Origin of the sequence: Paenibacillus sp. NEAU-GSW1 (genome assembly GCF_009737085.1) — a bacterium.
Taxonomy (GTDB): Bacteria; Bacillota; Bacilli; order Paenibacillales; family Paenibacillaceae; genus Pristimantibacillus.
Genome location: NZ_WOVL01000015.1, coordinates 96278 through 115685 on the forward strand (window position 1 = coordinate 96278; position 19408 = coordinate 115685).

17 protein-coding genes are annotated in these 19408 nt (G+C 49.6%); 4 read left to right on the top strand and 13 right to left on the bottom strand.

Annotated features, from left to right (window positions below; translation table 11 throughout):
* Positions 1-30: 30 nt before the first annotated feature.
* Entirely contained in the window at positions 31-1896 is a 1866-nt protein-coding gene (locus tag GOM71_RS13645) for an assimilatory sulfite reductase (NADPH) flavoprotein subunit (RefSeq protein WP_156281949.1), read from the bottom strand.
* Between the two features lie 285 nt (positions 1897-2181).
* Positions 2182-2559, bottom strand: a complete 378-nt coding sequence (locus GOM71_RS13650; protein ID WP_156281951.1) for a MerR family transcriptional regulator — start codon at positions 2557-2559, stop codon at positions 2182-2184.
* Between the two features lie 395 nt (positions 2560-2954).
* On the opposite strand from GOM71_RS13650, the gene GOM71_RS13655 reads away from it, so the two are divergent.
* Positions 2955-3881, top strand: a complete 927-nt coding sequence (locus GOM71_RS13655) for an aldo/keto reductase (protein WP_156281953.1) — start codon at positions 2955-2957, stop codon at positions 3879-3881.
* A 67-nt stretch (positions 3882-3948) separates the two neighbouring features.
* Here the strand turns inward: GOM71_RS13655 and GOM71_RS13660 are convergent, their stop codons facing one another.
* The gene (locus GOM71_RS13660; protein ID WP_156281955.1) at positions 3949-4350 is read right to left on the bottom strand and encodes a winged helix-turn-helix transcriptional regulator; all 402 of its coding nucleotides are present in this window, start codon (positions 4348-4350) and stop codon (positions 3949-3951) included.
* 153 nt (positions 4351-4503) lie between these two features.
* Between GOM71_RS13660 and GOM71_RS13665 the strand changes: the two genes are divergently transcribed.
* Positions 4504-5706, top strand: a complete 1203-nt coding sequence (locus GOM71_RS13665; protein WP_156281957.1) for an MFS transporter — start codon at positions 4504-4506, stop codon at positions 5704-5706.
* A gap of 288 nt (positions 5707-5994) precedes the next feature.
* On the opposite strand, the gene GOM71_RS13670 is transcribed toward GOM71_RS13665, so the two are convergent.
* The 4 genes from GOM71_RS13670 to GOM71_RS13685 form a co-directional block, all read right to left on the bottom strand.
* The gene (locus GOM71_RS13670) at positions 5995-7863 is read right to left on the bottom strand and encodes a prenyltransferase/squalene oxidase repeat-containing protein (protein ID WP_253944836.1); all 1869 of its coding nucleotides are present in this window, start codon (positions 7861-7863) and stop codon (positions 5995-5997) included.
* A 146-nt stretch (positions 7864-8009) separates the two neighbouring features.
* Positions 8010-8552 carry a TetR/AcrR family transcriptional regulator gene (locus tag GOM71_RS13675; RefSeq protein ID WP_367649603.1) on the bottom strand — a complete coding sequence of 181 codons (543 nt, stop codon included), beginning with the start codon at positions 8550-8552 and terminating at the stop codon, positions 8010-8012.
* A gap of 37 nt (positions 8553-8589) precedes the next feature.
* On the bottom strand, positions 8590-9339 hold the full coding sequence (locus GOM71_RS13680) for an MBL fold metallo-hydrolase (RefSeq protein WP_156281961.1): 750 nt from the start codon (positions 9337-9339) through the stop codon (positions 8590-8592).
* Positions 9340-9548: 209 nt separating this feature from the next.
* Positions 9549-10865: an extracellular solute-binding protein gene (locus tag GOM71_RS13685; protein WP_156281963.1), complete on the bottom strand. Its 1317-nt coding sequence runs from the start codon at positions 10863-10865 to the stop codon at positions 9549-9551.
* 184 nt (positions 10866-11049) lie between these two features.
* Here GOM71_RS13685 and GOM71_RS13690 point away from each other — a divergent pair, with 184 nt between their 5' ends.
* Entirely contained in the window at positions 11050-12021 is a 972-nt protein-coding gene (locus GOM71_RS13690; protein ID WP_156281965.1) for a spermine/spermidine synthase domain-containing protein, read from the top strand.
* A 110-nt stretch (positions 12022-12131) separates the two neighbouring features.
* Positions 12132-13115 (top strand): glycoside hydrolase family 43 protein, encoded by a 984-nt coding sequence (locus GOM71_RS13695; RefSeq protein WP_156281967.1) that lies wholly within the window; start codon positions 12132-12134, stop codon positions 13113-13115.
* A gap of 93 nt (positions 13116-13208) precedes the next feature.
* Here GOM71_RS13695 and GOM71_RS13700 read toward each other — a convergent pair whose 3' ends face one another.
* The 6 genes from GOM71_RS13700 to GOM71_RS13725 form a co-directional block, all read right to left on the bottom strand.
* Positions 13209-13454 (bottom strand): hypothetical protein, encoded by a 246-nt coding sequence (locus GOM71_RS13700; protein WP_156281969.1) that lies wholly within the window; start codon positions 13452-13454, stop codon positions 13209-13211.
* 2 nt (positions 13455-13456) lie between these two features.
* Entirely contained in the window at positions 13457-15058 is a 1602-nt protein-coding gene (locus GOM71_RS13705) for an ABC transporter permease (protein WP_156281971.1), read from the bottom strand.
* Between the two features lies 1 nt (position 15059).
* Positions 15060-15932, bottom strand: a complete 873-nt coding sequence (locus GOM71_RS13710) for an ABC transporter ATP-binding protein (RefSeq protein ID WP_156281973.1) — start codon at positions 15930-15932, stop codon at positions 15060-15062.
* A 94-nt stretch (positions 15933-16026) separates the two neighbouring features.
* On the bottom strand, positions 16027-17100 hold the full coding sequence (locus GOM71_RS13715) for a sensor histidine kinase (protein WP_173275601.1): 1074 nt from the start codon (positions 17098-17100) through the stop codon (positions 16027-16029).
* Positions 17090-17821: a response regulator transcription factor gene (locus GOM71_RS13720; protein WP_156281977.1), complete on the bottom strand. Its 732-nt coding sequence runs from the start codon at positions 17819-17821 to the stop codon at positions 17090-17092. The genes GOM71_RS13715 and GOM71_RS13720 overlap by 11 nt, the downstream gene beginning before the upstream one ends.
* A gap of 22 nt (positions 17822-17843) precedes the next feature.
* Positions 17844-19406 carry an AMP-binding protein gene (locus tag GOM71_RS13725; RefSeq protein ID WP_156281979.1) on the bottom strand — a complete coding sequence of 521 codons (1563 nt, stop codon included), beginning with the start codon at positions 19404-19406 and terminating at the stop codon, positions 17844-17846.
* Positions 19407-19408: the final 2 nt, after the last annotated feature.

Sequence of the window (19408 nt, forward strand, 5' to 3'; positions counted from 1 at the left end):
TCTTTAAGTGGAGCTTAAAGTCACTCATTGTTAATACACATCGCGTTGGTAACGGCCTTGTTCTTGCAGTCCGGAGAGGTATGCAGCCGCTTGCTCTGCGTTTTTGCCGCCTTGCTTCTCGATAATGGAGAGCAATGCACCGTGCACATCGTGCGCCATATGCTTCTCGTCGCCGCAAATGTAGACGTGAGCGCCCTCTTCCAGCCATTGATACAGCTCGGAGGACTTCTCTATCATGCGATCCTGTACATAAACTTTCTCAGCCGTATCACGGGAGAACGCTACATCCAGATTCGTCAGCACGCCGTCGTTCAACATGCGCTGCCAATCTGTTTGATAGAGGAAATCGGTAACGAAGTGACGGTCGCCGTAGAACAGCCATGTTTTGCCGTCTGCGCCTTGCTCTTCCCGGTCTTCGAGGAAAGCTCTGAAAGGCGCTACGCCTGTGCCTGGACCGATCATAATAACCGGTGTTTCCGGGTTAACCGGCGGTTTGAAGTTCGGATTTTGCTGAATGAAAATCGGAAGCGTATCGCCCGGCTCAAGACGTTCGGAAACATGAACGGAGCAAACGCCGCTGCGCGTGCGTCCATTCGATTCGTACTGTACCTTGCGGATCGTCAAATGCACTTCATCCGGATGCGCGTTGTAGCTGCTTGCGATCGAATAGAGGCGCGGCGGCAGCTTGCGCAGCAATCCGACAAGATCGGACGCCTTCAGCGACCATGGACCGAAATCTTGAATCAGATCCAACAAATCGCGGCCGTTCATATAGGCTTTCAGCTCTTCTTTGCTTTCAGGTTTAACGAGCTCTTGCAGTTTGCCGTTGCCAGTAAATGCGGCTGCTTTCTCCAGCAGCGGCTTCGTCAGCACCGTAATTTCGTAGTGGTGGAGCAGCGCTTCTCGCAGCGTCGCCGTTTCGCCGGCTTTGCCTGCTGCTACTTGCTCTTCCGCATTCCATTTCAGTTCATCAATAATAGCTGTAACCAATGCCGGTTCGTTCTGCGCATAAACGCCTACGCAGTCGCCAGGCGCATAAGTCAGTCCCGAGCCTTCGAGCGAAAGCTCAAGATGGCGGGTTTCGCGATCCGAGCCGCGGCCGTTCAAGTTCAAGTTGTCCAGCACTTCCGCTTTAAACGGATTGCTGCGCGAGTATTCCGATTCAATAGAAGCTTCTGCCGTTGCAGGAGCTGCAGCGGTTGCGGAAGCTGCTGTCGGAGTTGCCGCAGCTGCTGCGCTTAACGCGTTCGCTACGCTGGCAATCCATGCCGATGCCGCTTCTTCAAAGTCGACGTCGCAATCGACGCGGTCAACAATACGCTGAGCGCCGAGCTCTTCAAGACGTTTATCGAAATCTTGCCCTGTTTTGCAGAAAAACTCATAAGACGTATCGCCGAGAGCAAGTACGGAAAATTTAACTTCATCCAGCTTTGGCGCGCGTTTGCCAAGCAAAAATTCATGGAACGTCAACGCATTGTCCGGCGGATCGCCTTCGCCATGCGTGCTGGCTACGATAAACAGGTGGCCGGCTTTTTTCAAATTGTTCGTTTTGTATTTGCTCATCGCCGAAAGCGTAACGTCAAGACCTTGCGCTTTAAGCTTATCCGCCAGGCGGCCAGCCAGGCGTTGAGAATTGCCTGTTTGGGAACCAAATAGAATCGTCGCTTCGCGCGGCACTTGAACCGCAGCAACAGCTTCAGCAGCCGGCTGTGCAGCCGGCACTGCCAGCGCTGTTTGCGCAGGCGCTTCAACCAATGAAGCGGCGCTGCCGCCGCGATAAAACGTCAAATATCCGCTTAACCATTGAATTTGCGACTCCGTTAACGTCGGCACAAGCCGATTCAAGAGCTCAGCTTGCTCTTCTGTAAACGGACTGTTCGTAACTTTAAGTTGCAACAACATCCACCTCGCATCGAATCTTTTCGTTAGTACAATTCCAAGTTGCCCACTGTGTTTTTAATCTGCTCTAATGCTACCGCAGTAGCGTTCTGGGGTCAATGAATTTAGCCTTTTTTTTATATAAATAATTGTGCGGTTATCTTTCAGTTTTTCTTATAATACTCGTTTTTTCTGTTTTTCAATGATGATTTGCAGTTAATTGCAAATGTTTCTCAATTAAATAGGCGATTTTATACCAATAGTTATCGCAGATGAAGTGTATTCGATGTAGAAGCGGCAGCTCTATTTATTTTCTGTGGCAAACTTCTTGTACATTTCTGGCAAATATTTAATCTTATATTCGATCGTTTCTAAGTTGCACTGCATTTCCTTCAGCTGCTGCTCCACGTTCTGCTTATGGCGCTTCAAAATATCGATGCCTTTTTCCAGTACGGCGTTATGGTCCGTGCAATGTTTAATCAATGTTCGAATTTCCTTAATCGGCATTCCCGTATTTTTCAAGCAGCAAATCAGGTCGATCCAATCGATATCATTCTCGTGAAAAACCCTTGTTCCGCCCCGCCGGTCGAGAAAAGGAAGCAGCCCTTCCTTATCATAATATCGGATCGTATAGATCGATAAATTCGTTCTTTTAGCCACTTCTGAAATGGTGTAATTCATCGCAATCACCTTCTTTTTAAAAAAATCAAATAAGTAGTTGACCTAGAGTTAACTCTATCGTTTATCGTGAACTTGTAAAGTTAAAAAATAAATGCGTGACTTTGAGCTCCGCCCAAAGATCCTGATGTAGCTATTGCGTGACTTTGAGCTCCGCCCAAAGATCCTGATGTAGCTATTGCGTGACTTTGAGCTCCGCTCAAAGATCCTGATGTAGCTAATGCGTGACTTTGAGCTCCGCTCAAAGATCCTGATGTAGCTATTGCGTGACTTTGAGCTCCGCTCAAAGATCCTGATGTAGCTATTGCGTGACTTTGAGCTCCGCTCAAAGATCCTGATGTAGCTATTGCGTGACTTTGAGCTCCGCTCAAAGATCCTGATGTAAGGGAGAATTTTTAATGAAATATTTCAAAATTGCCAATACCGATTTGAACGTCTCCAATATTATTATGGGCAATATGCGCCTGAAGCAGCTTTCCTTGCCGGAGGCTGAGAAGCTGATTCGCACTGCGATGGAGGAAAAAATCAATTTCTTCGACCATGCCGATATTTACGGCCCGTCCTATGGCGAATGCGAAACGTATTTTGCCGAAGCGATTCAAATGAACGCTACGATTCGCGAGCAAATGATTTTGCAAAGCAAATGCGGAATCCGTCCTGGCTTCTTCGATTTCTCCAAAGAACATATCCTTGCAGCTACAGACGGCATTCTAAAACGGCTGAATTCGGATTACCTCGACATTTTGCTGCTGCATCGCCCGGATACGCTCGTTGAGCCTGAGGAAGTTGCAGAAGCGTTCGAGCAGCTGCATGCGAGCGGCAAAGTCCGTTATTTCGGCGTCTCCAATCAAAGCCCGGCGCAAATCGAACTGCTGCAAAAATATACGCCGCATAAACTCATTGTCAACCAGCTCCAATTTAGCATTGCGCATACGCCAATGATTGATTCGGGCATTGCGCTCAATATGAACATTGACCAATCCGTCAACCGCGACAGCAGCATTCTCGACTACAGCCGCTTGAAAGAGATGACGATTCAAGCATGGTCGCCGTTCCAAAAAGGATTTTTCAACGGGCCGTTCTTGGGCGATTTGGAGCAATATCCGGAGCTTAACAGCCTCATAGACAAGCTTGCTGAAAAATACAGCGTAAGCAACACAGCGATCGCTGTCGCTTGGATTACACGCCATCCGGCTAACATTCAAGTCGTAACAGGCACGACCAATGTTCAACGTTTAAAAGACAGCTGCCAAGGCTCCGACATTCCGCTGACGCGGGAAGAATGGTACGGCATCTATAAGGCGGCAGGCAATATTTTGCCATAATAAAGGAGAAGAAGCAGCTGCGGCTGCTTCTTTTTTGTTTGTCATTTGTAATTGCAGGTTGGCAGAGTCAATCATACTGAGACTGATTTCCCGTTCCCTTATTCCATCTTGCCGCCCAGCTTTCCATTTCCTTCAACGATGTCCGGAAATCGAAGCCTTTCTCTGTAAGCGAATATTCAACGGTTACGGGCACCGTCGGAAAAACCTCACGGCGAACGATCCCACTTTTCTCCAAATGCCGCAAGCAATCCGTCAGCGACTGTGTCTTCACAATCTCCAAATCCCGATGCAGCTGATTAAATCGTTTTGGCCCCTTCGTCAACTCGGCAATAACGAGAAACGACCATTTCGCCCCCAGCACTTGAAGTACGGAGCATATATTTTCTGCGTTCAAGTCGGCTTGAACAGACGATGGTGTTGGCGGCTCGGCAGCTAGCTGGCGTGTCGATCGCTGTGCTTGTAAGGTCATTTTTTCCTCCGGCATCCTCTTTTATCGCCCCTATTCACTTTATTATTGTTAGTTAGTCAATTTGATTGGATAATGTCCAAAATATTTGTCTTCTTACATAAAGTAATCTCCCTCATTATAATACAAATTACCACTAATAAGGAGGGGTTTTACATGAACCGATTAATGGTCTACACTATCGCCCTAGGCGTATTTTTAACTGCTACCGCAGAACTTGTCGTCTCAGGTATTGTCGACATTATTGCCAAAGATTTGCAAGTCTCGCTCGCAGCAGCCGGGCAGCTCGTCACCGTCTTTTCGCTTGCTTTTGCCATTGGCACGCCAATCGTTATTTCCCTGGCAGGCCGCATTAACCGCAAAAAAATGCTGCTGGGCTCCTTAGTCGCATTTGCTCTCGGCAGCCTTCTCGCGTTTATGAGCACCGATTTGCTTCCATTATTGATTTCCCGTCTTTTACTTGGCGTCAGCGCTGGCGTCTATCTCGTTGTCGCCCTTGGCTCTGCTGCTAAGCTGGTACAGCCGGCTCAATTAGGCGGAGCGATAGCAACGATGATTCTCGGCTTCAGCGCCGCGATGATTCTTGGCGTTCCGATCGGCATTTTCGTTGCTGAACGGTTGGATTGGCATACGATTTTCGCCATCCTCGGTTTTCTCGCTATTGTAATCGGAGCGATTATTTATAAGCTCGTTCCGGATATGGAAGGCGATGCTCCGATTTCTTATATGAAGCAGTTTAAAGTACTGGGCGGCACATTGATTATTAGCGGATTGCTGCTGTCCTTCTTTAAAGAAGCAGGCAATACCGTATTGTTGACCTATATGATTCCCTATATGAAAGAGGTGCTGAATATCAACACCTCGATAGTAACGGCCGTTATGTTCGGACTTGGTCTTGTCGGAGCGGTTGGTTCCCGGCTCGGCGGTTTCGCAGTCGACCGTTGGGGCGCAGCGCGGACTGTTGTCATTACGATTGCCACCCTTTTTATGTCGTTTGCGCTATTGCCGCTTGCCGCTCCATCTTCTGCGCTGAGGCTTCTGTTAATCGCTCTAATCATACTGGCTATGTTTGCTTCAGGTCCGGCCGTCCAAAGCTACTTTATTCAAAGCTCGCCAGCATCTTCTAATCTCGTATTGAGCTTAAACACATCCATCATTCATCTGGGGCTCGCCTCAGGCGCTGGAGCCGGCGGCTTGCTAATCGAAACCTCCTCTACTTTCGTCTACCATCCTTGGATGGGCGCCGCATTTCTATTGCTTGGCCTTTCCTTTGCTTTGTTCGCTTTCAGAGCTAGTCGTCGAGAGAAAAATAAGATCGTCAAAACAGCCACTTCTAACCAGGAGCTTGGCCGAGGTTAATGTGTTTATTTTAAACAGCGAACCCGCTTCGCAATTTTGCGAAGCCAGGTTCGCTATTTTGGTTAGTTTGGAGCGGCCTGCTGCGACTAGCGAAGCGAGTTGCGCTATTTGTGAATGCTGGTTCGCGAAAAGCGCAATCTGGTTCGTTAACCGGGCGATAGCTTACATCTTTCGCCAGTTTAGCGAAATTCGCTTCGCTATTCAGTGAACCTGCTTCGCTCGGTTGCCTTTCTCAGCTGTATTGGTGCTTTACAGCCTAACTGGCGGGATGAAAGAGCCGTCCCTTGCCTAAACATCATACTTTTTCAAGAAAGCGGACATGGTGAGCAACGGCCATATATAGTTGTAGCTCGGATAATTAGCGTAGACGCTGCCGGGCAGCATTGCTCCGGTCGGATAGAAATACGTCCAGCTTTTATTGTCCAGCGCACGCACTAACGCTTCCGCCCCTCTCTCCAGCTCAGGCGTCAGCTTGTCGCTTCCCGCGATCAGCACATCCAGCGCCCAAGCCGTTTGCGACGGCGTGCTTGCCGATAAAGGAACATATCGCTTCACCTTATCGCTTATGCACGATTCGCCCCAGCCGCCGTCCTCGTTCTGGATGCTTAATATCCATTTGACCGCTTTCTTAATCGCAGGATGGTCGCTCGCCATCCCAAGCGCCGTCAAGCCTTGAACAGCCGCACCCGTTCCGTTGATATAGCAGATGCCCCATCTTCCGTACCAGCTCCCGTCCCTTCTTTGCTGCGAGAGCACCCATTGCACGGAATCATCAATCCAGCGATGGCCGATCGTCATATCCAGTTCCTCGCCAAGAAAGCTTAGCACGCGGCTCGTTAAATCGACGGTCGATGGATCGGAGGCAATGTCCGAGACGCCTTCGAAATTAAACAGCTCGGTCGGCAGCCGCCTTCCCTTCCGCTCAAAAGCTGGCCATCCGGCGTCGTCGTTTCGCATAGCGAGCGCCCAGTTCAGGCCGCGCTGCCATTTAGCAACTCCGTCCGGGAGACCTTCTCGATACGGCCGAAGCGCCCTTAGCGCGGCAATCGTATCATCCACATCCGGATATAGCGTGTTGACATCGGAAAATCCCCAGCCGCCCGCTTCCGTATCCGGACTGCGCTTCGACCAATCGCCCACCCGGCTTTGCTGCCTGACAGCCAAATATAACGCCGCATTCAATAAGGGATTCGAATGCGGCGGCGTTCCCGCTTGCCGCAGCGCATGGCTGAGCAGCGCTGTATCCCATACTTCGGATGTCGCTATCTGGATATGCGGCCGGTCTGAACATCCCATAGATCGAAGCCCGCGCAGCAATTGATGAATTAATGTCGATTGCGGCGAATAATTGAGCGCGGCAAGCGCAAGAATCATGAGCAGGGTCGATGTGGCATACGTGAGCAGCGTGCCGTTGGGCTCCACTCGATCGAGCATATAAGCTTTTGCTTGCTCCAACGCATCCGACTCTCCGAGCGAAGTCAATCCGTCAAGGGGCAGCGTAGACAGGAATCCGCTTAACACCGATATCCACGTATCGTCATTCTCAAAGCTTCTTGAGCTTCCCGCAAACAGATCGGATAAATCCGGCAGCGCGGAATTTCGCGCAACAAATTGGCGGTTTGCCATAATTAGCGCGGGTATCAAATGAGCGCGGGCATGGCCGGAAAGTGAATACAAATCAAATCCGATTCCAAGCTTGTTGAAAAAAACAGTTAACGGCATGCGAAGCTGCCTCGGCCAATCGGCCTGGCCGGTAGCGGCAAAGATGACCTGCGTGAGCAAGCTCTTCGCCTTGGACAATCCACCGCGGGAGCGTACAAACTGTTTAGCCATCGCGATACGCGGATGCGCAGCCGTATAAAAGCCTGCACAAAGCAGCGCGTAGCATGCTTCCGCCGTCGTCTCCAGATGTCCTTCTTCCTCATCCGGATAAAGCTTCCAGCCCCCGTTCGCTTGCTGCCTCGACGCTATTCTGCCGGCCAAAGCTTGCACTAAATTTGAGTCCTTAATTCCGAGCGCTGTCATAACAATAATTAAATAACTGTCCGTCATCGTGCCCGAATCATAACAAAACCGCCATGCGCCGTCTGACGATTGCAGTCGCAGCGCTTCGACTGCCAGACTGTTCATGCGATCGCGCAAAATCCCCATGTCCATGTGCTGTCTTCATCCTTTACCGGATTCATTTCTTCATATATATGCGGATAGCAGCCGCTCGCATTCGAGCACGCTTGGAATCGCCGTCAATATAAAAAAACGAGCAGTTCCCAGGGCCGAATCACCGGCCTAAGAAACTGCTCGATTCATTTCAATTCGTTGCGGAGGCTTGCAACGCCATTTTTCACCAGGTCGAAAACTTGCTTAAACCACATTTGCCGATCAAACACTTCCGGTCTGAACAACACACAGTAAATATAGGCGCCGCAAACGAGATCGACTAGCACTTCATCGTCGGCATCACGACGAATTTCGCCCCGTTCCTTGCCTTCGCGAACCTTTCTTGTATAAAGCACCCTTCTTGGCAATATAAAATCGTTGCGGTACTGCTCAAGAATAAATGCCGAATCCAGCATGCTCGCAATTAATCTGGGCGAGAAAGGCGCTCCTGCGAACATCGCGTCCATTGATTGGAGCATGTTCAGCAAGATGTCCTTAATATCCTCCAGCGCATTGCCGCTTTCAGGCAGCTCGACCGGATTGGAAGAAAAACCGATCGTGTCGGAAATCATTTCTTCCTTCGATCGCCATCGTCGGTAGATCGTCGGTTGGCTGACCCCGGCGCGCTGCGCAAGGTCATCCATGCTGAAGCCTTGCAAACCGCGTTCTAATACGAGCTTTATATCGATATAAGTGCGTCGATGCTTTGATTGTTGCCGAGTATTTTTATTTTTTTGCTCCGGCCAGCAACAGCGACTCCCCTGGCTTCAGCAGTGAAAGCTCTACATTTCCATGCGCGCTGCTCTCCAGCCTCTCGATTAAGTCCGGCGTCTGAATATAGGCAGGAGGGTTATGAATCGTTCCATAATGAATTGGAATGAGATAGGAAGCGTCCAGCAGCGTAGCCGCAACTACCGCCTGCTCAGGAGCGAGCGTAGCCGGGATGCTGCTTGTCTTCAATCCAGGAATCGTAATGACCGCGCTGTTGACCGGCAAACATACGGCATCGAACGGACCGTGCTGCCTTCGAATCGTCCACCAATAACCATGCCACAGCGTATCTCCGCAATGCAGCGCCTTCATGCCTTCGCCATCCACAACCCAGGAAACTTGCGGAGCGCCAAAGCCGTCAACCGATTGTGCCGCCGTTACTTTCAGCTGACCGACTTCGATCGTTTCGCCAAGCTCAACGCCGATAAGCTGCTTCAGTCCCCGCTCGCCCATAATAGGCAAAGCAGCAGTTGGGGCATACACCGGCACATCGCCATAGAACTGTTTGATGGCTTCCGGATCGAAATGATCATCATGGTGATGCGTAATGAAGACCGCATCCACTGTGCCGAATGTATCCAGAGGCAGCATTTCTTCATTTGGCTTGCCGAATTTCGCCGGAAAATGAAACAATGGATCAATTGCAATGCTAGAACCGCCGCTCTCCAAACGCACGCCTGCCCAAGTAAGCTTCTGAATGTTCAAGTCGAATCCGCTCCTTAACAATATTACATCACCGTTTAGTATCTATATTATTCTATATATGCAAATTATGTCCAGTTACCGTTTTGTCATTGTTATACTCCGCTTTGAAGGTCTTCTAATCATGTCGAATATCAGTATGGTCAAAGACTCTTTTCAATATTTTACATCATTTTCCTCTGTGCCTAACAAACATTTCCTGCTTCAAAAGCTCATTTTTGCAGCGAGCGCGCTTGCGCATCCTGGAGCTTTTTCGCTACATCCTCCGGTTTGCCTCCCCTCATCAGCTCTTGCAAGCCGCTATTAATAGACTCGCTGGCTTCCGCTGACAAATAGGCGTCATATACCGGCGTAATTTCCGACCCTATCGCCAGCGCAAACGCTCTAAAATAAAGCGGGCTTACTTTATACTCTTCCAAATCCACCTTATACATCACCATCGAATTGCTTTCGGCAATTGCGGTTTGTCCCTCCGGGCCGCTGACTGTGTAGAAGAGATCCAAAGCAGCCTGCTTGGCTGCCCCTGCCGTAGCTTTGTTTAGTGCGAAGCCGCCTCCCGCTCCTCCTGACAGCGTGTTCGCTCCTCCCTCTCCGCCTTCAATACCCGGCATCGTTGTAACATCGATCGAAGTAAGCATCTCCGGTGTTGCCGATGCGGCGAGATTCGTTAGCGACCATGCGCCGCTAATCATCATCGCTGCTTTTCCTTGTATAAAATATTGTTCGGCTTGCGTATTATCCATGCTGTTTGCGCCGTCTTGGAACGCCTTATTGTCGGCGAGCTGTTTAAACTTGTACAGCGCATCAATAAAGACGGGATCGGTAAAAGAAGCGCCGTCCTGCGCCACAGCGCGCATAAACCATTCCGTACCGGTTACGCGATCGGCAAGCGAACCGAGTATTGTCGATTGAGCAACCCAAGCCGCTTTGTTGCCGAGCGCAATAGGCGTTATGCCGTTGTCGTTAAAAACATGAATGGCTGACAGCAGCTCTGTCCAGGTCGCAGGCACTTTTGCGCCGTACCTCTCGAACAGCTCCTGATTGTAATATAGAAATGAGGTAGCGGACATTCCGATCGGGGCCGAATAGATTTGCCCTTCTTCAAATTCGAAACGGCTGAACGCATCTTCGATAAAATTGTTTTTCCACTCCGGATACCGATCCGCAAGTTCTGTAATCGGCTGCAGCATGCCGTCATCGTACAATTGCTGCGATTGGCTGCCTGCATAAACAAAAAACAGATCGGGCAATGCATTCGCCGCCGCAGCTTCTTTGAGACGAAGACGATACTCGTCTACTGGAATAGCGTGAGCGTCAACCTCGACATTAGGGTGTTCCGCGATATATTGATTGATGAGTCTCCTTACCGTTATGGCGCGAAGGTCATCGCCCTCAAAGTTGTGCCAAACCGTAATTTTCACCTTCGCATTCGTTACGGCGCCGTTTTTATCGACTGCGGCGTTCCTGTCGCAAGCCGTCGCGAGCATGGCAACCAGAACAACAATCATCACAATGTATATACTCTTCATTCCATTCCCCCTCCTGTCCACATCCATCGTACTCTAAGTTAAGCCGCCGGGGTAGCAGATTTTGTAATATTTTTGTTGTTAACTGGCTTCCATCGAACAAATGACCATGCCATTCCGCTTCACCTGAATAGGATAAGTAGAATTGGAGACAAGCTCTCATTTTACCGTACAGAAGGAGGATGTCATGAGTCCATTATTATGGTGTTTCGTTGGCGCGCTGTCTGTTTTCATTCTAAAATTTATCCACTGGCAGTTTTGGGGAGAAGGCTTTATCCGAGGATATATTCGCGAGGACCAGGAGCCGGAAGGCGGCTACCGTATCGTAAAAAAATATAAAACGCCGACCCAGCGTATCGCTCTCGTCGAAACGGAGGGCGAACTGTGGATTTATTGCAACGGCGATGTCATGCTCAGCACATCGGAAAGTGAAGATCGGTATGCCGAGGCGATGATGCATATTCCGATGGCAGCCGCCGAACACCGGAAGAAAGTGCTTATCATCGGGGGCGGAGGGGGCGTGACGACACGAGAGGCGCTGCGCTATCCCGATGTCGAGTCGATTGTCACCGTCGATGTCGATGAAGAAATCATTCAATTCGGCAAACATCTGAATGAATTGGTCTCTTTTAATAACGGCGCGTTAAACCATCCGAAAGTACTAACCTTTATCGACGACGGAAGGCGGTTTATCGAGAAGCATCCGACGAAATGGGATGTCATTATCATTGATGTGCCCGAGCCCTCGTCCCAGTGTCCGGAGCTTTCGAGACTATACAGTTTGGAGTTTTTCAGCTTGCTGATGGAGTCTCTGGAAGAAGACGGAGCGATGGCGGTCGCTTGCTCAACCCCTCTATGGATGCCGGATTACTATTGGAGCATCCAAGCGACACTTCGCAAAGCCGGCTTTTTCACGCTTCCTTATCATAACTATGTGCTCGAGGATAATGAAGATTGGGGCTTTCTGCTGGCCACAAAATCGCCCGTTGCAGCAGCGGACGTCCGCATGCGAGTTTCTCCCCGTTTTATGACTCCAGAAAAACTTGAAGATATGTTCCACATGCCCTATTATTTCGCCGCTAACCGCAGCAAGGAACGCATACAAACCGACAACAACACGGTGTTGAGCGATATCGTGGATAAAATCGAAAGGGACTAAAGTTTTTTGGCTAAAATATATACTTTTTAAAGGTTTGATTCTGCTTAAAATTTGTTAAAATAGTATTGCAGACAAACTGCTATCTCGCTTATTTATAGGAGGACGTAAAAATGACCGAACCTGTTAAACCGAATGAACCGCTAGTTAAGCATATCTACACAGCAGACCCTTCCGCACACGTATTTGAAAATAAGCTTTATATTTATCCTTCACACGATCTTGACCACGTCATGGAATCGAATGACAACGGCGACCAGTACGATATGGAAGATTACCATATCCTCTCGCTCGAAGATATCGACGCGCCTTGCGTCGACCATGGAGAAGCGCTTCATCTTCGCAGCATCCCTTGGGCCAAACAGCAGCTTTGGGCTCCTGACGCAGCGTACAAAAACAACACCTATTACTTGTTCTTCCCGGCAAGAGACAAGGACGATATATTCCGAATCGGCGTAGCGACGAGCGCTTCCCCATCCGGTCCTTTTACGCCTGAGCCCGATTATATAGAGGGAAGCTTCAGCATCGATCCCGCTGTATATGTAGACGAAGATCAGAAGGCGTATATGTTCTTTGGCGGCCTTTGGGGCGGTCAGCTCGAGAAATGGCAAACAGGAAGCTACGTTCCCGATGCGGAAGGACCTGCCGAGAATGCTCCTGCGCTTGGACCTAGAATGGCGGAACTTAGCGACGATATGCTCTCGCTCAAGCACGAACCGAGAGAGATCTCCATCGTCGACGAGAATGGCCAGCCAATTACGGCAGGCGATGAAGAAAGAAGATATTTCGAAGGACCGTGGGTTCATAAATACAACGGGTACTACTATTTATCGTATTCTACAGGCACAACGCATAACATTGTGTACGCCATCAGTAAAAATATCGAAGGCCCTTATGTATACCAAGGAAAAATTTTGACGCCGGTCATCGGCTGGACAACCCATCATTCGATCGTGCAGTTCAAGGATAAGTGGTATTTGTTCTATCACGACAGCTCGTTGTCCGGCGGAGCGGACAACAAGCGCAGCGTAAAGTTTACGGAATTGAAATACAACGCAGACGGTACCATCCAAACCATCGATCCATATAACAATTAAAAAGAAGGGGCATGCCTACAAATCATTAATACGACTTGTAGGCGTGCCCCTTCTCCCATGTGCGCTTAGCGACTGACAATCACCCCCTTAAACTCACTTCCTCCGAGCTGAGAACGCAAAAATGGAAATGATAAAACCAATGACGCTGAGCGCGACGGGGGACGCAAACAACAGGAACAGCGAACCGACAATCCCCTCGTACGTTTCTGTTCCAATGACGACCGGAATCCGTATTCCGGCTAAATATAGAATGAACAGAATGATCCCGATCACAAAGCCGAAGATACCGAACCCCGCCGCATATTTAGCAGCAAACGAACCAAATGATGATGATTTCATCTTCATTCTCCTCTCAAAGCCTGCTTACGCCACAAATATGCAACGAGCAGCAGCGCTGCGCTTATTGCCAAATAGATTAAACTCATCGCTCCGGCATTGGAAGTGAGCGCCGTTTGGAGCGAGCCTTCGGATTGAAAGCCCAAAAAATTAAGGTAAGGCATCTGGTTGAATGGACCCATATACCAAATAATCATATACAAAACCTCAAACGTACGATTCGTGTTCGTCAACACTCCGCAAGCAAGCGCAATGCTCGGAATTAATATGACCGCTGCAAGTCCAAAAGTGAAATAGCTGAACTCCCCTTCCGCCGCCAACCGTATCAGCATGCCCGAAGCGATTGCCAGCGACATGGATACGCCTGAAATCCATATCGCATATAACTGTCTGACAACGACGCGCGGGCTTGCGGCAATAAGAAACTGCGTGCGATAAAGCGCCTCCCGATTTCCCATGCCAGACCAAAGAACGATCGGCCACAGCCAAATAAACGGCCAAATCATATAGTTGAGTGAAATAGGCGTCGGCAAAGCAACGCCCAATATGATTAATACAGCGGCAATAAGATACCAGCCAAGAGACGCCTTCTTCAACATGAGCCTGGCTTCAGCGATCACTAAAGCAAGAAGCGTATTTCGCTCCGATACCGGTGAAAGTTCCGCTGCGCGAATCCGAGGCGTAGAGCGAGCTCCTTGCTCAAGCGCAGCCGCGGTATCTTCTTGTTTCTCCTTAGATTTCCTAGTTTTATCCTTTCGTTCCGACACTTGCTGAAATCCGCGAAACATAAGCGCAGCCGCAATCACAACAACTAAGGCAATCGGAAAAGGAATCAATTGCCGTAAAATAAGCTCCCCAGTCCAATCCACCCCTTGCCACTCAAACGACTGCAACGGCTGCTCGACAGTCAGAAAACCCATGCCGTACGTACCCGTGAAATCAGGTTTTAGAGCCGTAAGCTCCTGAAGCATATCGGAGGTAACGAGGGTTACACCTGAAGGCAACAGACTGGAGGTCGTCGCGTAGGCAAGGAAAAGCACGAAATAAATCGCATTGCCAAGGCCTCCCTGCAATGCATTTCTCGATTCGAATAAAACAGCCAGCGCCGCGACGACAGACAGTACGGGAAGCGTGACAAATAAGAACGGCGATATAAACGGCCAGAACTCGATGGTCAGCACTTCGCCGCGAACCCGCTGCATAATAAGCGTGATGACCATAACGCAAGCCATAATAATGGTGAGTACGGCAAAATTGCTGATCGCCTTGCCCAGCATATAGGTCAGCTTTTTCACTGTAGTCGAGGCGATAATTTGTCCAACACCTGTTTGACGGTCACGCTGAATGCTGTTTTTGATCAAATAAAACCCGAGCAGCGGGAGAAACGTAACGGTTGAAAGCGCGACCGACGCGCTTACCCAAGCGGTATTGTAAATCCCCCGATATTGTCCGTCCAGATGAAGCGTTACATATTCTGAATCAATCGGAGGAACGAAAAAGTAAGCCCCAATTATCGTCAATCCCAGCATAACGAGAAACGAGTACTGCCTGATCCGTTCAAGCAAATCAGCTCGCGCGATATGGTAAATCGAGCGGAATACAGCCATGTTACGCACCCTCCCGGGTCGTTCTAACATACAGGTAGGCATCTTCGAGATTCGGAGCAAGCTGAGTGGCTTGCGCATCGGGCTGAAGGTCGGATACGATCCGCAGCTGCAGACCGTCCTCGCGGCGAATCGTTCCGCTGATCGTCCACTTGGCGCGAGCTTCCGGAAGCTGCTGTTCCTGAATAACAACCGACCAAACCTTGCTCTGGATGCTGCGCAATAGCTGCTCAGGATCAGCCTGCGTCAACAACTTCCCCTTCGACAACATGACAATTTGGTCCGCAGTCGCTTCGATATCCGAAACGATATGCGTCGAGAAAATAATGACTCTCTCTCCCGAAAGATCGGTCAGCAAGCTTCGAAACCGCACCCGCTCCTCCGGATCAAGTCCTACTGTCGGCTCATCAATAATAAGCAATTGCGGATCGTTAAGCAGCGCCTGCGCGATGCCGATCCGTTGCCGCATGCCCCCGGAGAAACTGCCGATCGGCCGCTTGCGGACTTCTTGCAAATTCAATAACTCCAGAAGCTCCAATATGCGAGCGATGACGTTTCGTCCGCCAATGCCTTTCAATGCTGCCGCGTATTCCAAAAATTCAAGAGGGGTTAAATGAGGATAGACGCCAAAATCTTGCGGTAAATAACCGAGGGTACGGCGCAATTCGTCAGGACGCTTGCTAATATCGATTCCATCCCAAGTCATGTTCCCTTCACTTGGCTGCGATATTGTTGCCGCAATACGCATAAACGTCGATTTGCCGGCGCCGTTCGGCCCGAGCAAGCCAATAATGCCCGGTTTTAATTGCAGGTTAATGTTGTGCAAAGCCACTTTGTCTTTTTTGTACGTTTTGCTTACTTGATTCACTTCCAACATGTGTATGCCTCCCAATCGTTCAATGCTTTCATACAAGCATTGTAGACATTGAGAGTAAACATCGGGTAAACAGCAAGCAATATACAGCTTAATTCTAGCAGTGAAGCGATATTGTTATGATCGTTCCTCTTTGGGGCACGCTCTTAACTTCAATATGACCGTTATGCGCCAAAATGATTTGATTAGCAATTGCCATGCCCAGCCCGGTGCCTTCGGAATCGCGCTCAGTCGTCGTCCCGCGATAATATTTCTGAAAAAGACGGGCTACAGTTTCTTCGTTCATCCCTACACCGTCATCCTCGATGACGATTTTTACAACTGCAGCTTTACGGATATGGACCTGTAAATGGGTACCGCTAGGATTATGCACAATGGCGTTGATCATTAAATTAAGCAGCGCTCGCTGCAGCAATTTAACGTCCATCTGTGATTGAATATGCGCGATGTCGGTTTCGAAAGATACAATGTGATTTATCGCGCGCGGATCGTTAGCCGCATCGGCGACAACGCGCCGAACATATTCAACCAGATCGCCTTTTTCCAAGTTAACGGGAAATTGCTGTCCTTCAAGACGGAACGATAAATTCAGATCGCCGATCAGCTCTTCCATATGGTTCGCCTTCTGTTGAATTTCGGACAGAAACCTCGTCTTCTCCTCTTCGCTCCAGTCATACTGGGGGGCAAGCAGCAGCTCAGAATAGCCTTTAATATACGTGAGCGGCGTTTTGAGATCATGCGATATGCCGGCAATCCATTCCTTCTGCATCGTATCCAGCCGGACGCGTTCATTCTTGCTCTCTTCCAGCGTTTCAGACAGCCGTTCAAGATGTTCGACCAGCTCTTTGTACAAACGATAGGGCCTTTTTAACTTATTTCCGCCTTTCCTATACGGACTTGCTTTTGCATCGCTGTATAAGCCGTCAGCCAATCGATTAATTTTGCCGACAATGTAGAAAATCGGCCTTCCGATATATAAACCATAGGCGATAAAAAAAAGGACGAAGACGCCCGCAATGCCCGATAGAATGGCGACATCTTGAGCGTCCCCCTCCTTAGGCCATAGCGATTCCATTACAGAAATGCTAAAGCTTATAAGCAAACTCAGCAGTACGAGACTGATCATAAAATGAACGGCAAGGCGAGAAATAAGCCGAATATTAGCTTTCATGGGCATCACCTTGGTTGGACGGAGGCATAAAACGATAACCAATCCCTCGAATATTAACGATGATTCGCGGGTTTGCCGCGTCGAGTTCGATTTTTTTCCGAAGCCGGGAAATATGAATCACAACCGTTTTTTCATCCCCCATCAACGCCGTCCCCCATACTTGATCGTAAAGCTGCATGGCGGTAAACACTTGGTTCGGATGCTCGCACAAAAAAGTGAGCAGCTCGAACTCCTTTGCCGGACAAGCCGTTTCCGCGCCGTTTACAAGCAGCTGGCCGGAGCCTTTGTTTACCGCAAATACGCCAAAATCAAGCAGCTGCGGCTTTGCTCGCGGCTTCGACTTGTACACGTTATGGCGACGCAGCTGCGCATTAACTCTCGCAACCACTTCCATCGGATGAAACGGCTTCGTAATATAATCATCGCCGCCGAAGCCGAGCCCCATCACCTTATCCAAATCGCCGGTGCGGGCGGAAACAAATAGAATCGGCACGGAAGTCAGCTTGCGAATTTGCTGGCACAGCTCGAAGCCGTCCATATCGGGGAGCATGACATCAAGCAGGATAAGCTCAATCGCGCTGCTTGTCTTAACGTATTGCAGCGCTTCCGCCGCCGTAGTAGCTGTCATTATCCGTTGAAAGCCTTCTTTACGCAGCAGCGTTTCGAGCATCGTCAAGATGCCTTTCTCATCGTCGACCAACAACAATTGTTCATTTCGCAAACGAATTCCATCCCCTTCTATATCAATTACCGGCTTGCCATTCCTTCAGTCTCTTCTTATCGCGCTTGCCTAGAGGGGTGTAAGGAATTTGATCGATCAACACAATCCCCTTCGGCATTTGGTACCTTGCCGCCTTGGAACGCAGCCATTCCGTTAGTTGTTCTTCTGTAAGATACGCATCCGGAGCTGTCTGCACGAACGCTTTTAACCTTTGCCCAAACTGTTCGTCAGCAATGCCAATGACAGCCGCATCTTCTACAGACGGATGCTCCAGCAATATGCGTTCAAGCTCGATCGGATACACATTTTCCCCGCCGGAAACGATCCGGTCATCCACTCTGCCCTTCAAAAAATAGTAGCCGTTCTCATCCCGATAGCCTAGATCGCCGGTTTCAATCCAGCTGCCGCGCCGATTTCTCATCGACCAGTCATTGCGAATGCAAAATTGGCCGACCGTGCCGTCAGCGACTCTATTATAATCCCGATCTACGATGTAAAGACGGACGCCCTTAATCAGCTTTCCGATCGTGCTCGGGGAATATTTCAAATGATACGGTGTCGCAATGACGTTCAATCCCGCTTCGGACGTCCCGTACAAATTGTACAGAACATCTCCAAGCTTCGCGGACACTTCAGCAGCAAGGCGCGGATTGAGCTCAGCGCCGCCTGAAGCGATACAAGCCAGCGATTTCAAATCTTCCGCGTTCTGCTTTAGCATTCGTTCGATCATTAACGGAACGACGGATATAACTTCCGCCTTGTATTCCCGAACGATCCCGCACGCTTTCTCGGCATGAAAGCCTTCACTTATAATCATTCTTTTGCCCAGCGCCGAGAATAACAGCAGCAGCGCTATGCCGTAGCCGTGATAGATCGGCGTAGCGATATAAGCCGTCTTGTACTCCGTAAGACGCAGCCGCGTCAGCATTGTCGAGAACGGAATCAAATAGTTCATCAGCGACGGCTTGTGCGCAACGCTTTTCGCCTTTCCGGTAGTGCCGCCAGTCAGCAGCATCAATTTGCCCGAGGAATGACGCCCCGGTCTTCTGCTTGGCATCACCTCGTTCGAAGCTGTCTCCAGCAAGCGATTAACCGCCGGCAGCCGTTCATGGCAAGCCGCGAGCTTCGGGGTGCCGCGAGCGATGCGTTCGACAGTCGCAATCCGTTCTGCATCATAGATAATTAGGTCAAAAGAATACGCCTCTTGAAGCTGGCGGAATTGATCGTCGCTCATCTCGGCGTTAAGCAAATATATATCCGCGCCGGTCCCGGAAACCGCATAAATGCCTTTGACCAGCGCAGCGTGATTTTTACACAGAAAAGCGACCTTGCTGCCGCTCATGATTCCATATTGCCGCTTCAACGCAAACGACAGCTTCTCTGACTGTTCCAGCAGCTGTGAATAGGTTGCACTTTCGCGGTCATCCGTCAATGCGATCCGTCCGCCGTATGCCCGCTCCGCTATTTTCAACAACGCCAACAGATTGACGCCGTAACGGCTAATTGCCGCTAGCAAGCGATACAACCCGAGCGGCGACAGCCAATTTAATTGATGCAGCACATAGACGAGATAATAGAATCGCATCT

Bases quoted from the DNA above. Each gene is read 5' to 3' on its own strand.
- GOM71_RS13705 (WP_156281971.1), bottom strand. From the start codon at position 15,058: ATGGCTGTATTCCGCTCGATTTACCATATCGCGCGAGCTGATTTGCTT.
- GOM71_RS13710 (WP_156281973.1), bottom strand. From the start codon at position 15,932: ATGTTGGAAGTGAATCAAGTAAGCAAAACGTACAAAAAAGACAAAGTG.
- GOM71_RS13660 (WP_156281955.1), bottom strand. From the start codon at position 4,350: ATGACCTTACAAGCACAGCGATCGACACGCCAGCTAGCTGCCGAGCCG.
- GOM71_RS13665 (WP_156281957.1), top strand. From the start codon at position 4,504: ATGAACCGATTAATGGTCTACACTATCGCCCTAGGCGTATTTTTAACT.
- GOM71_RS13695 (WP_156281967.1), top strand. From the start codon at position 12,132: ATGACCGAACCTGTTAAACCGAATGAACCGCTAGTTAAGCATATCTAC.
- GOM71_RS13725 (WP_156281979.1), bottom strand. From the start codon at position 19,406: ATGCGATTCTATTATCTCGTCTATGTGCTGCATCAATTAAATTGGCTG.
- GOM71_RS13715 (WP_173275601.1), bottom strand. From the start codon at position 17,100: ATGAAAGCTAATATTCGGCTTATTTCTCGCCTTGCCGTTCATTTTATG.
- GOM71_RS13655 (WP_156281953.1), top strand. From the start codon at position 2,955: ATGAAATATTTCAAAATTGCCAATACCGATTTGAACGTCTCCAATATT.
- GOM71_RS13650 (WP_156281951.1), bottom strand. From the start codon at position 2,559: ATGAATTACACCATTTCAGAAGTGGCTAAAAGAACGAATTTATCGATC.
- GOM71_RS13670 (WP_253944836.1), bottom strand. From the start codon at position 7,863: ATGGACATGGGGATTTTGCGCGATCGCATGAACAGTCTGGCAGTCGAA.
- GOM71_RS13685 (WP_156281963.1), bottom strand. From the start codon at position 10,865: ATGAAGAGTATATACATTGTGATGATTGTTGTTCTGGTTGCCATGCTC.
- GOM71_RS13690 (WP_156281965.1), top strand. From the start codon at position 11,050: ATGAGTCCATTATTATGGTGTTTCGTTGGCGCGCTGTCTGTTTTCATT.
- GOM71_RS13700 (WP_156281969.1), bottom strand. From the start codon at position 13,454: ATGAAATCATCATCATTTGGTTCGTTTGCTGCTAAATATGCGGCGGGG.